General features: G+C 68.4%; 9 protein-coding genes, 2 pseudogenes and 1 riboswitch. Of the genes and pseudogenes, 5 read left to right on the plus strand and 6 right to left on the minus strand.

Annotation, left to right across the window (positions count from 1 at the left end; genetic code table 11):
- Positions 1–27 precede the first annotated feature (27 nt).
- Positions 28–1203, plus strand: coding sequence for a cysteine desulfurase family protein (locus tag ACZK5D_RS14205; protein WP_458995014.1), 1176 nt, complete (start codon positions 28–30; stop codon positions 1201–1203).
- Positions 1204–2482: 1279 nt separating this feature from the next.
- On the opposite strand, the gene ribH is transcribed toward ACZK5D_RS14205, so the two are convergent.
- The 4 genes from ribH to ribD are packed head-to-tail and all read right to left on the minus strand — an operon-like array spanning position 2483 to position 5883.
- A complete protein-coding gene (gene ribH, locus ACZK5D_RS14210) occupies positions 2483–2950 on the minus strand; it encodes a 6,7-dimethyl-8-ribityllumazine synthase (RefSeq protein ID WP_463665740.1) in 468 nt (155 codons plus the stop codon).
- Positions 2950–4179 carry a 3,4-dihydroxy-2-butanone-4-phosphate synthase gene (gene ribB, locus ACZK5D_RS14215; RefSeq protein WP_463665741.1) on the minus strand — a complete coding sequence of 410 codons (1230 nt, stop codon included), beginning with the start codon at positions 4177–4179 and terminating at the stop codon, positions 2950–2952. The genes ribH and ribB overlap by 1 nt, the downstream gene beginning before the upstream one ends.
- The gene (locus ACZK5D_RS14220) at positions 4172–4795 is read right to left on the minus strand and encodes a riboflavin synthase (RefSeq protein WP_463665742.1); all 624 of its coding nucleotides are present in this window, start codon (positions 4793–4795) and stop codon (positions 4172–4174) included. The genes ribB and ACZK5D_RS14220 overlap by 8 nt, the downstream gene beginning before the upstream one ends.
- A 2-nt stretch (positions 4796–4797) precedes the next feature.
- Positions 4798–5883, minus strand: coding sequence for a bifunctional diaminohydroxyphosphoribosylaminopyrimidine deaminase/5-amino-6-(5-phosphoribosylamino)uracil reductase RibD (gene ribD / locus ACZK5D_RS14225; protein ID WP_463665743.1), 1086 nt, complete (start codon positions 5881–5883; stop codon positions 4798–4800).
- A gap of 108 nt (positions 5884–5991) precedes the next feature.
- A riboswitch (FMN riboswitch) is annotated at positions 5992–6123 on the minus strand.
- Positions 6124–7839: 1716 nt separating this feature from the next.
- Here ribD and ACZK5D_RS14230 point away from each other — a divergent pair.
- Complete coding sequence (locus tag ACZK5D_RS14230; protein WP_463665744.1) at positions 7840–9579, plus strand: HAD hydrolase family protein; 1740 nt, start codon at positions 7840–7842, stop codon at positions 9577–9579.
- Between the two features lie 286 nt (positions 9580–9865).
- On the opposite strand, the gene ACZK5D_RS14235 is transcribed toward ACZK5D_RS14230, so the two are convergent.
- Complete coding sequence (locus tag ACZK5D_RS14235) at positions 9866–11272, minus strand: UDP-N-acetylmuramoyl-tripeptide--D-alanyl-D-alanine ligase (protein WP_076063987.1); 1407 nt, start codon at positions 11270–11272, stop codon at positions 9866–9868.
- A 243-nt stretch (positions 11273–11515) separates the two neighbouring features.
- On the opposite strand from ACZK5D_RS14235, the gene ACZK5D_RS14240 reads away from it, so the two are divergent.
- The 3 genes and pseudogenes from ACZK5D_RS14240 to ACZK5D_RS14250 all read left to right on the plus strand — a co-directional run.
- Positions 11516–12562, plus strand: a complete 1047-nt coding sequence (locus ACZK5D_RS14240; protein ID WP_076063985.1) for a TerC family protein — start codon at positions 11516–11518, stop codon at positions 12560–12562.
- Between the two features lie 216 nt (positions 12563–12778).
- Positions 12779–13636, plus strand: coding sequence for a hypothetical protein (locus ACZK5D_RS14245; RefSeq protein ID WP_463665745.1), 858 nt, complete (start codon positions 12779–12781; stop codon positions 13634–13636).
- A gap of 204 nt (positions 13637–13840) precedes the next feature.
- A pseudogene (locus tag ACZK5D_RS14250) lies at positions 13841–14098 on the plus strand (transposase); the annotation flags it as partial.
- Between the two features lie 37 nt (positions 14099–14135).
- On the opposite strand, the pseudogene ACZK5D_RS14255 reads toward ACZK5D_RS14250, so the two are convergent.
- A pseudogene (locus ACZK5D_RS14255) lies at positions 14136–14381 on the minus strand (transposase); the annotation flags it as partial.
- Positions 14382–14467 lie beyond the last annotated feature (86 nt).

A 14467-nucleotide genomic window follows, 5' to 3' on the forward strand; every position in this document is an offset into this window, starting at 1 on the left:
GCACACCAACCTCTTCAGGGGCACCACATGAACCCGCACCCGGGGCTGGCCGGACGGCCCGTCTACCTCGATTACAACGCCACCACTCCCATCGACCCCGACGTTGTGGACGCGATGCTTCCCTACCTGCGGGCGGAGTTCGGAAACCCGTCCAGCAGCCACCCCTACGGACGCGCCGCCCGCGCCGCCGTCGAGACCGCCCGCCGCGAGGTCAGCGACCTCATCCGCGGACACACCGGGCGGATCGTGTTCACCGGCAGTGGCTCCGAAGCCGACGCCCTCGCCATCACGGGCGAAGTGTTGGCCCGCCGGCGTCCCGGGCAACGACCCCACGTGATCACCCAAGCCACCGAACACCCCGCCGTCCTGGCCGCCTGCGCCGACCTCGCCGACCTCTACGACGCCGACGTCACCGTCCTGCCGGTCGACCGGCACGGGCTCGTCGACCCGGACGCGGTCGCGCATGCGATCACTAACGCGACCGTCCTGGTCACGGCGATGCACGCCAACAACGAAACCGGCACCCTCCAACCGATCGCCGACATCGCCCGGGTCGCCCACGCCCGCGGCGTCCTGATGCACACCGACGCCGCCCAGTCCGTCGGCAAGATCCCCGTCGACGTCGAGACCCTCGGGGTCGACCTGCTCACCGTCGTCGGGCACAAGATGTACGCACCCAAAGGTGTCGCCGCCCTCTGGGTCCGCGACGGCGTGACCCTGCGACCCCACATCGTCGGCGGCAGCCAGGAATCAGGCCTGCGCGCCGGCACCGAGAACGTCCCCCACATCGTCGCCCTCGGTCACGCCGCCCACCTCGCCGCGCGTGCTCTCGACGCAGGCGAAACAGAACGGCTCACCAGCTTGCGCGACGAACTGCACCGCCAGCTCGAGGAGTTGCTGCCCGGCCGGGTCCACCTCAACGGCCACCCCACGCAACGGCTCCCCAACACCCTCAACATCAGCATCGACGACACCCGCGCCCCCACCCTCCTGGACGAGCTCACCGCCGTCGCCGCCTCCGCCGGGTCCGCCTGCCACGCCGGACACGACTCGCCCTCACCCGTCCTCACCGCCATGGGCCTCGACCCGGCCCGAGCCATGAGCGCCCTGCGGCTCTCGCTCGGCCGCTGGACGACCGAAGACGAGATCAACCACGCCGCGGCCCACATCGGCCTGACGCCACACCACCACACCAGCTCCTGAACCACCCCGCCCGTGACGCCCGATAGGCGCCACACCGAAGCAGCTGGAAGATTCGCCGAAGAGGCGGAACACGGGGAGCCGCGGGGTCGCAACGCTTGATCGAAGGATCACCCAGGCTGCGTGGGGAACACACCCCAGCGTGGGGAACGAGCCGGACTCGAGGGAGTGCGCCGGTCGCCCCAGCGACGTATTCTGCCTTGTCACCGGCACGTCACAACATCCGGACATAGGAAAGGCGAGAGGTTTTCGCCTCCCGCCTTTTCACCCTATTTGCCCTAGTCAGAGGCACTTTTTGTGCGCGAGAGAGGAGTTGAAGCTCTCTTCTATCAACCGATAATGACCCCCTGACAAGGACTTATGCAGATGGATTGCCACTTCGTCACCTTGCCGTGGGGAATACGTGGGGAATAGCACCGGAGCCAAGGCCGCGCGGACCTCGCGTCCAATACTGCCTTCAGCATAGGCCGACGACCGCCAAGCGTCGCAGCCCCAACCCACCCGGCGTTCACCGCAACGCTGCCAGCAGAGCGGCGCCGACCAGGCAGGCTCAAGAGGAGTGCCTCCAAGGCGTCCACGAGCCCTCGGGCAACCACGCACGTGATAGCGACGGCCTCCATGTCACACCTCCCACAGTCTCGGCGATCTCGGTGTACGACTTGCCCCGCGTCGGCGCAGACGCCGTGGACGTCGGCCCCCTGGAGCCACAATCCTGTCCCGGTGACATGGTGGTGTGGCTCGGGGTTCATGGGCGTCCTCCTGGCGGCGGCGAGCGAACACGACATCCGTCCTAACGGGCTCCGGCTCCTCCTCGCGGACAGGGGCGCCGCGAAGCCACCGGGAGACTGGCGCTACGGATCGTCCCTGTCCGCCGAATCCAGAGTCGGACGTCCCCGTCGGCGGACCAGACGTCGCCACCACCCTTGATGACAGGGACCGGGTGCGGCGTGCGGTCGACGACGACCCCACTGGTGGCGGGTTCGGCCGGGGTGGCGCCGGGCGGTCCATTTCTCCGCCAGCTGGCGACCATCGCGAAGGACGCCACCCTGGAGGCCGCCCTGGCCGCCATGCAGGCGGGCGGCACCCACTTCGCGCTCGTCGTCGACGGTGAGGAAACGATCGGTGCCGCGATGCTCGAGGACGTCGTCGAGCGACTCATCGGAGGTGAGGGACGCCGCCCAGGTGCCACGAACGCCTTGAACGTGGTGACAAGCGCAGACGATCGAATGGCTCACCGGCGGCGACCATTCCGGGTGTCCGGGCGCTTGCAGTGGTGGGAGGATCAGGGCACTGCGGCGGTCAGCGCAGAGAGAGTGGCCAGGACGGCCTCGGCCGCCTCGCGTCCCTTGTCCTCCGGTGATCCGGGAAGTCCTGCGCGGTCGAGCGCCTGCTGCTCGGTGTCACACGTGAGGACACCGAAACCCACCGGCGTTCCGGTGCGGGTCATCACGTCGACGATGCCGTGGGTGGCACCGGAGCAGACGTAGTCGAAGTGGGGTGTCCCGCCCCGGATGACGACTCCGAGGGCGACCAGCCCGTCGAAGTGGTGGGCCAGGCGGGCGCAGGCGACCGGCAGTTCGAACGTGCCCGGGACGCGGACCACCGTGACGGTCGCGCCGGCGCGTTCCAGCGTGGTGACGGCGTTGGTGACGAGTGAGTTCATGACGCGGTCGTGCCAGGACGAGGCGACGACGGCGATGCGTCGGCCGCGGCCGTCGACGGTGAGGTGGGGGGTGCCGGAGCCGGCCATCAGGCCTCCTGGACGAGGTTGGACGCGGTGGGTAGGCGGTGGCCCATCCGCTCGCGCTTGGTGGACAGGTAGTGCACGTTGTCGGGGTTGGGCTCCACGATGAGCGGACGGAGGCCGGTGATGTCGATCCCCGCCGTGCGCAGGCCGTCGGCCTTGGCCGGGTTGTTGGTGAGCAGTTCGGCCCGGACCACCCCTTCGGCGGTCAGGATGGCGGCGGCGGCGCCGTATTCGCGGGCGTCGACCGGTAGGCCCAGCAGGGTTTGGGCGTCGACGGTGTCCGCGCCGACGTCCTGGAGGGCGTACGCCGACAACTTCGCGAGCAGCCCCACGCCGCGCCCCTCGTGACCTCGCAGGTAGATCACGACACCCCCCTGACGGGCAATGACGGCGAGGGACTCGTCGAGTTGGCGGCCGCAGTCGCAGCGACGGGAACCGAACGCGTCCCCAGTGAGACATTCGGAGTGGAGGCGGACGAGCGGTGCCGCGCCATCGGTGGTGAGGCCGCGTGGGCTGATCAAGGCGAGGTGGTCGGCTCCGGTGCGCCGGTCCCGGTAGCCGTGCAACGCGAACGTCCCGTGGGCGGTGGGCAGCGTCGTCACGGCGGCCAGCGTGACGCGGTCGTACAGGTCGCGCCAGGCGACCAGGTCCGCGATCGTGATGACGGGCAGGCACTCGGCCGCGCCGAGGGCGACGACGTCGGGCGTCCGCATCACCTCACCCGCATCGTGGACGAGTTCACCGATCACGCCCACGGGCGGCAGGCCGGCCAACCGGCACAGGTCGACGGTCGCCTCGGTGTGCCCCTGCCGTTCGAAGACCCCGCCCGGCCGGGCGCGCAGCGGCAGGACGTGCCCGGGCCGGATCAGGTCGGACGCCGCGGCGTCCGGGTTGCCGAGGACACGGAGCGTGGTGGCCCGGTCCGCCGCCGAGATCCCGGTCGTGACCCCGGACGCCGCGTCCACGCTGACCGTGTACGCGGTCCGCAACGGGTCGGCGCTGTCGGGAACCATGAGGGGCAGGCCCAGACGGTCGGCCCAGTCGACGGGCAGGGGGGCGCACAGGTAGCCCGATGTGTGCCGCACCATCCACCCGACCCATTCGGCGGACGCCGTCGAGGCCGCCAAGATGGCGTCCCCCTCGTTCTCCCGGTCGGCGTCGTCGAGGACCAGGACCGGACGGCCGGCGCGCAGCGCGTCCAGGGCTGCGGGAATGGTGGCGAACTCAGGCATGGGTGGTCTCCCGCAGGGCGCCAAGTTCGAGACGCTCGAGGTGGGCGACGATGTACTTGCCGAGGATGTCCGCCTCAAGGTTGACGACCGCCCCGACAGCGGCGGAGCCGAGCGTCGTCAGCTCGAGCGTGGTCGGGATCAGCGAGACCGTGAACCGGTCCGGCCGGATGTCGAACACGGTCAGGGACACGCCGTCGACGGTGACCGAGCCCTTCTCCACCAGGTAGCGCTGCACCTCGGGCGGGCAGGAGATCTCGACCACCTCCCACTGCTCGCCCGGCGTACGGGACAGGATGCGGCCCGTTCCGTCGACGTGTCCCTGCACGATGTGCCCACCGAACCGGCCGTCGGACCCCATCGCCCGCTCCAGGTTGACCCGGTCCCCCGGGGTGAGGCCGCCCAGCGACGTGCGCCGGAGTGACTCGGCCATGACGTCGACCATGAACAGGTCCCCGTCCAGGCCGGTCACGGTGAGGCAGACACCGTTGACGGCGATCGAGCTGCCGTGGGTGGCGTCCGACGTGACGAGCGGACCGCGGACGGTCACGACGGCGGAGTCCTCCAGGTGGCGGATCTCGACGACCTCGCCCAATTCTTCGATGATGCCGGTGAACATGATCACTCCTTGCCAGGGTTCGGTTGGGGTTCTGAAAGACCGGGGAGGGGTCGGAGGGTGAGCCGGACGTCGTCGCCCAGCCGGCTCACATCGACGAGGGCGTACCGGTGGGCGTCCGCGAGGGTGCCGATACCCAGGTCGCCGATCAGCGGGGCGCCGGAGCCCACCAGGACGGGCGCGAGGTAGGCGACGATCTCGTCGACCAGGCCGGCCGTGACGAACGCCGCGGCGAGGGAGGCCCCACCCTCCAGCCAGACGTGGCGAACACCGGCTTCCTGCAGGCGCGCCAGGACACCTGCCGGGTCGTCGGCGAGCAGCAGCGTGGACGCATCTGGCGACAGGACGCGGGCGTCAGCGGGGATCGGGCGGCGTCCGACGACCACCCGGACGGGCTGCCCGGGCGCATTCGTGCCGTCGGGGCGGCGGACCGTGAGTCGGGGATCGTCAGCCAGCACCGTCCCCGTCCCGACAACGATCGCCCCGCAGCGGGACCGCAACCGATGGACGTCGAGCCGGGCCGGTGTGCCCGTGATCCAGGCCGACGAGCCGTCCGCGGCGGCGGTCCGGCCGTCCAGGGTGCCCGCCACCTTCCAGGTGACGAAAGGACGACCGTGCGTCACCGAGAACGTCCAGGCCTCGTTGAGGTGGGCCGCCTCCGCCGCCCGGACGCCGCCCAGCACCTCCACGCCCCCCGCGGCCAGCGTGGCCGCGCCGCCGGACGCGGGCGGATTCGGGTCGGCCTGGGCGTACACCACGCGACGGACGCCGGCGCGCAGCAACGCCTCGGCGCAAGGCCCAGTACGGCCGTGGTGATTGCAGGGCTCCAAGGTCACGTACGCGGTGGCGCCGGCGGCGTCCGTACCGGCGGCGTTGAGAGCCTCAACCTCCGCATGCGCCGTTCCGGCGCCATGGTGCCAGCCCTCGCCCACGATCCGGCCGTCGCCGCCGACCAGGACGCAGCCGACGCGTGGGTTCGGGTCGGCCCGCGGGGAGCGGGCGGCGAGCGTGAGGGCACGGTCCATGGCGCTCTCGTGCGCGCTTGTGGTGGCACCGGCTGATCGCCGGTCTTCCAGGATGGTCGGACTCATCTGCCCCTCCGTCGTCTCGTGTGACGACTCCGGGGTAGGGACATGCCAGCGCGCAGCGAAACCGGAATCGCCAACGCAGGAGCGTCGGCGCGCGGCGACGCCACGAACCGCGTGCGCCTCCCATCCGGACTTTAACCGTCGGTACCGGAATCCCACCGGTTCAACCATTGGCTCACAAGGAGCCGCAGGGTCGCGGACTATCACCGCCGGTTCGGAGTTACACCGACCCCGGAGCACGTTCTTGCGGCAAAGAGTAGCGAACTCCACGCGTCTCGGCAGGATGCCGTCCACTTCGGCTGCAGGCACCTGAGGCCTTCCATCCCGCGATGGAGGCGATCGGAGCGCCGGGAGTGCTCAGCTTGCTGCGAAGGGTTGTGGGTCCGTCGGCGGGACCGCTTGAGGGCGACCGGTGGCATGAGCCGCAGACAGCGGCGTTCGACTTTCACAAGGGTGTGGCGACCCCCAGCCCCCGGCCGTCGGTGACCGCCTGACGGCAACATGCGAGTCCGAGCACCTCCACACCGTGGGGAACCCGTGGGAAGTGCACCACGCTTGGGGAGATTAACCCCCCTCCAATGGGGGCGGCAAATCCACAAGCGATGCATTCTTCCTTGTCAGCGGCCTCGACACCGCTCGGGACACAAGAAAGGCGAGAGGTTTCGCCTCTCGCCTTTTTGCTGCATCACCCCTAGTCAAGGGCACATTTGTGCGCGAAAGAGGAGTTGAAGCTCTCTTCTATCAGCCGATAATGACCCCCTGACAAGGACTTATGCGGATTGATTGCCACTTCGTCACCTTGCCGTGGGGAATGCGTGGGGAATGATTCTGAACCCCAGACGCGCGCGGAACACGCGTCCAAGGCTGCACCTCAGCATAGGCGGACACGAGAGGGTCACTGGCGAAAGGTTCGTTGCTCATCGCAGGGCTGCCAGCAGGTCGTTGCAGAGGGCGGCAAACGCGGGAGCGACCGTGGCGTCGCCTCCTGCGGCGGATGCTGCGAGGAGCGCGATCCGGCCTCGGGGTGTGGTCGCGTGCAAGCGCAGGTTCTCGGGCATCATCGGCAACCCCCGTCGCGATGTCACGCGCGGACACGACCTCCTCGTTGACCGCGACGACCCCCACGGCCAACACCCTCTCGCCCTGGACGTCGGGTGCTGGCCCCGGCACGAAGGTGCCCGCCGCGTCGAAGACTTGAACCCGGTCCTCGTCGAAGCCGAACCCCCCACCCCGGCGTCGCATCTCGCGCTGCATCGCGGCCTCCTGTCATCAGCCAGACGAGCCAGTCACCCCGCATAACGCTTGCCGACCGCAGCCGGTGGACAGCTCGGACACCACGGGGGCCTAAGCCCCTGCCACCCTCGCGCCACCTGACCACGCCACGGCTGCCCGTGAGCACCACGTGACGCCCGGTAGCGTGATGTGCTCCTTTGCCGTTATCGACAGCCCGTCCTCCCCCAAGGCGGACGACCGCAGTTGCCACGAAGGGACGCCGACACAGGAGGGCGTCAGTTCACCCGCAGGCCGATGGTCACTTCAAACGCCCTGGTGGGCCCAAGTCAAGCGACATACTCAAAGGATCCCTGGTCGACCGCCCGAGCCTGACTCAGCTCAGCCGATGGTCGTGACAGACAGACGGAGTCCGCATCGCGTGAGACGTCTGCGACCACCCGGCGGTCGTAGGCGCTACAAGCGCACGACAGGAGCGGCACCCGGGTGCCCATCGCAAGGTCGTCGTATCGAATTGCGTCCCTGATTCCGAGTGAAAGTCCCGCGAGCCCCAGCGCCGCGTGCGGGATGTCGTATCGCTCGACGATCGCGCCATTGCGCCTCGAGGGCTGGTGGCCCCGTGATCATTCGTACGGTTGACATGCGAAGCACGATTCGTGAAGAATGTAGCGTGCGAGGGGAAATCCCCCCCCCGCGAACGAAGACCTTCGCCACCCTGGGGGTTAGGCCATGCCTGACTACTTCCGCGCTATCGCACTTGACTTCGACGGCACTCTGACAGACGGTGAGCAACCCTCCTCGGCCGTGCTCGCTGCCCTGGCCGAGGCGCGCGCCCGCGGGCGCCGCCTCGTGCTCGTCACCGGCCGCACACTGCGTCACCTGCGGGCCGGCTTCGCCGATGTGGACAACTGGTTCGACGCAATCGTCGCCGAAAACGGCGCGGTGCTCCACACCAGGGCGGGGTCGCAGGTGCTGGCTCAGCCGATCGACCCAGCGCTGGCCGACGCACTCACGGGCCGCGGGGTCCGGGTCGACCGCGGGCAGGTACTCCTGGGCTGCTCGGCGACCCACGACCACCTCGTTCTGGAGGAGGTCCGTCGGCTCGGAGCCGACTACCAACTCACGCGCAACCGCGGCGCCCTGATGATCGTGCCGGCCGGCGTCACCAAGGGAACCGGACTGGACGCCGCCCTCGACAACCTGGGCCTGTCCCGACACTCCACTATCGCCATTGGCGACGCGGAGAACGACCACACCATGCTCGCGCGCTGCGAGATTGGCGTCGCCGTCGCCAACGCCGTCGAGTCTCTCAAGCGCCGCGCCGACATCGTCACACTTGCCCCGGCCGGCAAAGGGGTGATCGAGATCCTGCGCGGTGACGTCCTGGCCGGGCGCTCCCACGTGCACCCCGAACGCTGGCAGATCTCGGTAGGGACCTACCTCGACGCCACCCCTGCCACTATTCCGGCCTCCCAGGTCAACATTCTTGTGACGGGTGGCACCCGTGCCGGGAAGTCCTTTCTGGCCGGGCTCATCGCCGAGCAACTCATCCGTCTCGCCTACGCCGTGGTCGTCATCGATGTCGAGGGGGACCACACCAGTCTGGGCGCCCTGCCCAACGTCGTTCATCTGGGTGGGCACGAGCCCGGTCCCAGGACCGGGCTCATACGCACCCTGTTGAGTCACCTTGGCACAAGCATCATCGCCGACCTGTCCCAGCTCACCGGGAAAGAAAGGCACACGTGGTACCAGGAAACACCGCCCCGGCTCGCCGATCTGCGCAGCGACCGCGGCCTGCCCCACTGGGTGCTGATCGACGAGGCCCACGAATCTCTCGGCCAAGAGAGCAAGACTCCACACCTGTTCGCACCGGACCGCAAGGGCCACTGCATGATCACCTATCACCCCACCGAACTCAGTGCTGAGGCTCGGAACAGCATCGACATCCTTGTGTCCCTGCAGCCAACTACCCTTGATGCGGAGGACGCGGTCGTCGCCGCCACCACGGCGTTTAGCAGGCTCTCGGTCAACGATGTCCTCGCCGCATTCTCCGCCCTCCCCACCGGGGCTGGCCTGCTCGTGCGCGCCAGCGAGCCCGGAGTGCTGCGCCCCTTCATAGTCGGCCACCGGCGTACCACTCACGAGCGCCACTGGCACAAGTACGCGACGGCGGACCTACCGGTCCATCGGCGGTTCGTGTTCCGCCGCAGCCGGGAGTCAACCTCCGGTCACGAGGCTGCAAATCTACGCGACTTCCACAGTGAGTTGGACGTCTGCGAGGCCGACGTCATCGCTCACCACGCCGAGGCCCATGACTTCTCCCGCTGGATCCGGGGCGTATTCCGCGATGAACGCCTCGCCGCCGAAGTCGAGCAGGTCGAGGCCGAAATGACCACCGCTCGGCGGGAGAACGTTGAGGCCGCCCGGCGTCGGCTCCTGGCTGCCCTCGAGCACCGCTACCCCGGCTGAGGCTTGCCCGGCGAGAGGTGCGCCGGCCGCGGCTCGCCAAGCCACGGCCCCCCGACGGTGCCGGGAATGCCCCCGGAAGGATCCGAAGGGGTTCTGCTGGGCGGCTGCGGCCTACTTCACGCGTGAGCCGCGCGACCATCCCTCAATCTTCTCGGGCCTGGGTGAGCGGTGTTGCCCGTCTCATATCCGTGGTCGCGCAGCAGTCGCAGGCCACACAGCCCCAGAACCGGCCAGGTGTTTGAGGGTAAAGGCCAGCAGCAAGCTGATGGCTCTGGCTCCTCGTCGATTACCCCCTGTGGGGTGCGGACAGTCGTTCGGCCACGTTCTCCAGAGCCAAACCCCTTGACCCCTTGACCAGCACGACGTCCGCAGGACTCAGCCAGGCGGCGGCGGTAGCAGCGGCGGCGGCCCTGTCCGATGCCACGGTGCTCTCGACGCCACCGGCTCCGGAGACCAGGTCGTCGGCATGGGCGCCGATCGCGATCAACCGGTCCACGCCGAGCGCTGCGGCAAGCGCCCCGACCTCGACGTGCGCCGCGGCGGCCCCGGGGCCGAGTTCCAGCATGTCGCCCAGCACCGCGAGGAGGCGCCCGCCGGGTCTACGCAACGAGGCGAGGGTGCGCAGTGCCGCGGTCATGGAGTCGGGATTGGCGTTGTAGGCGTCGTTAACCACCAGCGCCCCGTCCGGACGGGAGCTGAGTTCCATCCGCCAGTGCGAGCGGGCGGTGGCGTTGCCAAGAGCCAGGGCAACCGTGGAAACGTCCAGGCCCTGCCCCAGCGCCGCCACGGCTGCGGCCAGCGCATTGCCCACCTGATGGGCTCCGGTCACCTGCAACGCCACCGGGGCAGACCCTCTGGCTGCGCCGCTGGCGTGCAGCATGAAGGTGGGCCGTTGCCTGTCAGAGGCCCCGACTTGCTCGGCCCAGACCCGCAGGTCCCCCCACCCGGGCGCAGCACCGACGGCAAAGGTGGCGATGCGGGCGCCGGTGCGTCCGGCCATCGCTGAGACGAGCGGGTCGTCGGCGTTCAGGACCGCCCAGCCTTCTGCGGGCAGCGCCTCCACGAGTTCGCCCTTTGCCTTCGCGATCGCCGCTACCGACCCGAACTGGCCGAGGTGAGCGTGGCCGACGTTGAGCACAATGCCAACGTGAGGCGTCACAATCGGGCACAAGGAGGCAATGTGACCACTGCCGCGGGCTCCCATCTCGCTGACCAGGAACCGTGTGGCCGCATCCACCCTGGTGGCAGTCAGCGGCACCCCGAGCTCGTTGTTCAACGAGCCGACAGGGGCGACCGTGGGGCCGGCGGTCGCCAGCACCTGGGCCAGTAAGTCCTTGGTACTGGTCTTGCCTGACGACCCGGTGATGCCGACGGTGACCAGTCCGGCCGCGACGGCTTCCTCCACAAGCGCCGTTGCCAGGGCGGTCAGCCCGGCCAGCGGGTCGGGCACCACAAGTTGCGGGACCGCCATGGGGAGTTCCTTGCGCACGAGGACGGCCGCGGCGCCAGCCGCGACCGCCCCCTCAACGAAGTCGTGACCATCGGCTCGCTCCCCCGGCAGAGCGACAAAGAGGGCGCCGGGGGAGCATGCGCGTGAGTCGATAACCACGTCGGGGCCGACGAGAGTGCCAGGGTCGCCGACCAGCCTGGCTCCCGTCAGGCGGGCCAACCGGTCGGCGGTCTCTCTACGCATGCGATTCATCATTCACGAATTCTGGTACGTCTGTCAAGTTACAGTCCACCATGATCAGCTTCTCGCGACTGACATCTCCGACGAGCGACGCTGACTTGACGTGGAGACACTTCTCCTGTTTCCTGGGGCAAGAAGGGGAGTAGTCCTCGCTCCGCATCGTCAACACGGTCCCCACCTCGGGATCCGGTGCGCAGGGCCCACAAGGCCGATGAGACCTTCACGAAACTCGTGGAGGTCTTTGTCATGAATGTTCCTTGGTGGGCGTGGTTCGCCGTCCTAGGTGTGATCCTGGTGATGCTCGCCGTGGACCTGATCGCCCACCGCACAGCCCACGTGATCGGCGTGCGAGAAGCCGCCGTCTGGTCGATCGTGTGGGTGACGATCGGTGTCGCGTTCGGTGTGCTGGTGTGGACGTTGTGGGGGGCGGAATTCGGGCAGCAGTATTTCGCCGGATACCTGATCGAGAAATCCCTCGCCGTGGACAACGTGTTCATCTGGGCTATCATCTTCGCCGCGTTCGCGGTCCCGCGCGAGTTTCAGCACCGAGTGCTGTTCCTCGGCGTCCTCGGCGCGCTGATCTTCCGCGGAATCTTCATCGCCGCCGGCGCTGCGCTGATTGAGAACTTTTCCTGGATCCTCTACGTCTTCGCCGCGTTCTTGATCTACACCGGGTGGCGAATGTTCCGCTCACGCAACGAGCACGTCCACCCCGAGAAGTCCCGCATCCTCAAGCTGTTCCGCCGGTTTGTGCCGATGACCGACGCGTACCACGGGCAGAAGTTCCTGATCCGCAAGGCAGGACTAGTAGTGGCGACGCCGCTGCTCGCGGTGCTGGTGCTGGTGGAGATCACTGACATCATCTTCGCCGTCGACTCGATCCCGGCGATCTTCGCCGTGACCAGCGAACCGTTCCTCGTCTTCACCGCCAACGCGTTCGCGATCCTCGGCCTGCGAGCCATGTACTTCCTCCTCGCTGACCTGATCCACCGGTTCGTCTACCTCAAGATCGGACTCTCGTTCGTCCTGATCTGGGTGGGCATCAAGATGCTGCTCCTGGATGTGCTCTACATCCCGACCACGATCAGCCTCGCCGTCGTCGCGACCATCATCACGGTGTCCATTGTCGCCAGCCTGCGCGCCACCCGCGGCCAAGGCCGACGCGAAGTGCAGGCCGAGGCTGCAGGGGCGTTCCGGATCGCCACCGACGAGGAGCTGGGCGCGGTCGAGCCGGTCTTCCGCCGCCGTGTACTTGTGCTCGCGGGGAGCCGGAACGATCGCTCCGGCGACTGACCGTAACGCCGGCCCGCTGCGATCAGGGAAACACCCGCGGCGGCGCTACACCCGATCCCTCAGCCAGTCAGAGGAGGTACACCCGACCGCCAGACTGAAGGGTGGTTGGCCGAAACTGCTGACGATGCCCAACGCCCACCGGCCGAGACGCGCCATCACCCGAGCTCAACCGACCCGCCGTTATCCACATCACCGCCCACCCCGAAGGGAACGCTAATGAAGTTGTTCGACCTCCTCACCAGCCTGGCTTCCCAGGCCCGCAACAAGACCCCCTCCCCAGCGCCGACCCCCGGCAGCGAACCCCGAGACTGGAGAAGCACGCTGCGGGGCACAGTGGACGCACTCATCGGTAACACGGCAGCGGAACCAGCCCAGCCGCCGTTCACGCCGCCCGCCGCCACCCAGTCAGCACCCTCGGGATCGGTCGGACTGACCCCATCGCCGCCGGATCACCAGGCGGCCGACCGTGCCGCTGTGGCCCGCTACGAGTACCTGCTGCGCACCGCCGAACCCGTCCAGCTTGAGCGGATCCACGCAGACGCGTTCGCACGCCTCACTCCCGCAGAGCGGGACCAACTCCACGCGCGACTGCGCACCGAATTACCCCTTGGGGAGCAGCCGCGCACATCGCAACCGGCCGATCTTGCCCGCACCGCCACCCGTGCCGAGGCTGCTCAGCCCGGCTTTCTGGCCGGTATCCTCGCCCGCATCCCTCGACCCGGCGCCGCCACGACCGGGCAGAGGGTCGGGGTGGCCGCTGCCAGTGCGGGAGGTGGACTCCTGATCGCCGTCGCCGGCGGTGCGGCAGTTAGCGCCATCGCCGCCCCGCTCCTCGCTGAAGCCGTCAACGTCGGTATCGATTTCGACGCCCTTGCCGGGTTGGTCAGCGTGGAAGGCTTCACCAGCGGTCTCGAGGATCTCACCCCCGGGGCCACTGACCTGGCTGACGGGGTGAGCGGCGTCACTGCCGGGGCATCCGAGCAGATCGGCGGATTGGGAGAAGACATCACTGGCTTCGGGGAACAACTCTCCAACCTTGAGATTCCCGGCTGGGGAAGACTCTTCGGAGGCTGACCGGAGCCAACCACGCTAAGCACGTCATCCCTGACCGGACAACAGACGGCGCCCGCTCGCTTGTTGAGCCAGTGCCCAGCAAGGCCTCGCGCTTTCATGACTGAAGCGACTGGGATTCATGAGATGAGGAACATAGGCAGGGCGCCGTTTGGGGTGTGACACTTCTCGTGGACAGTCGTTACCAGGAAGGAACGACGAGACGAGATGTCATCGAAACGCAGGAAGTACACCGCAGAGTTCAAGGCTGACGCGGTCCAGCTCGTGGTGGTCGCGCAGCGGCCGATCGCGCAGGTCGCGCGGGAGTTGGAGATCAACGAGAGCTCGCTGGGCTACTGGGTCAAGATCTACCGGGAACAGCACCCCGACCCGGTGAAGGCCCCGCCGCCGGTGGAGGCGGCCCGGCTTGCCGCGTTGGAGGCCGAGGTGCGCCGGCTGTCGGAGGAGAACGCGTTCCTGAAAAAGCGGCCGCGGCCTTCAGGATCGCGTTGTCCTCCCGCAACCTGCGGACCTCGGCCTTCAACTGGCGGAGCTCCTCACGCTCGGCCGTGGTCGGCCCCTCGGCCTCCCCAGCGTCGACCTTCGCCTGGCCGACCCACCCCCGCAGCGTCTCCCGACCGATCCCCAACCGGGAACCGACCGCCTCACACGTGGCACGCAACGTCGGATACTCCGACCGCTGCTCGTGCACCATCCTGACCGCCCGGGACTTCTCCTCGTCGGTGAACTTCTTCGGCATGACCTGCATCCTTCCTGACCGGAAACGATGCGGCAGGAATCTCGGACGCTTCACGATCCGTGGACCCCATCGACCGAGAACCTGCACAGCCGTTG

The sequence above is a fragment of the Tessaracoccus yangjingae genome, assembly GCF_055326235.1.

Excerpts from the sequence above, each read along its gene's own strand:
- ribB (WP_463665741.1), bottom strand. The coding sequence starts at position 4,179 with ATGCCTGAGTTCGCCACCATTCCCGCAGCCCTGGACGCGCTGCGCGCC.
- ACZK5D_RS14205 (WP_458995014.1), top strand. The coding sequence starts at position 28 with ATGAACCCGCACCCGGGGCTGGCCGGACGGCCCGTCTACCTCGATTAC.
- ACZK5D_RS14220 (WP_463665742.1), bottom strand. The coding sequence starts at position 4,795 with ATGTTCACCGGCATCATCGAAGAATTGGGCGAGGTCGTCGAGATCCGC.
- ribH (WP_463665740.1), bottom strand. The coding sequence starts at position 2,950 with ATGGCCGGCTCCGGCACCCCCCACCTCACCGTCGACGGCCGCGGCCGA.
- ACZK5D_RS14235 (WP_076063987.1), bottom strand. The coding sequence starts at position 11,272 with ATGCGTAGAGAGACCGCCGACCGGTTGGCCCGCCTGACGGGAGCCAGG.
- ACZK5D_RS14245 (WP_463665745.1), top strand. The coding sequence starts at position 12,779 with ATGAAGTTGTTCGACCTCCTCACCAGCCTGGCTTCCCAGGCCCGCAAC.
- ribD (WP_463665743.1), bottom strand. The coding sequence starts at position 5,883 with ATGAGTCCGACCATCCTGGAAGACCGGCGATCAGCCGGTGCCACCACA.
- ACZK5D_RS14230 (WP_463665744.1), top strand. The coding sequence starts at position 7,840 with ATGCCTGACTACTTCCGCGCTATCGCACTTGACTTCGACGGCACTCTG.
- ACZK5D_RS14240 (WP_076063985.1), top strand. The coding sequence starts at position 11,516 with ATGAATGTTCCTTGGTGGGCGTGGTTCGCCGTCCTAGGTGTGATCCTG.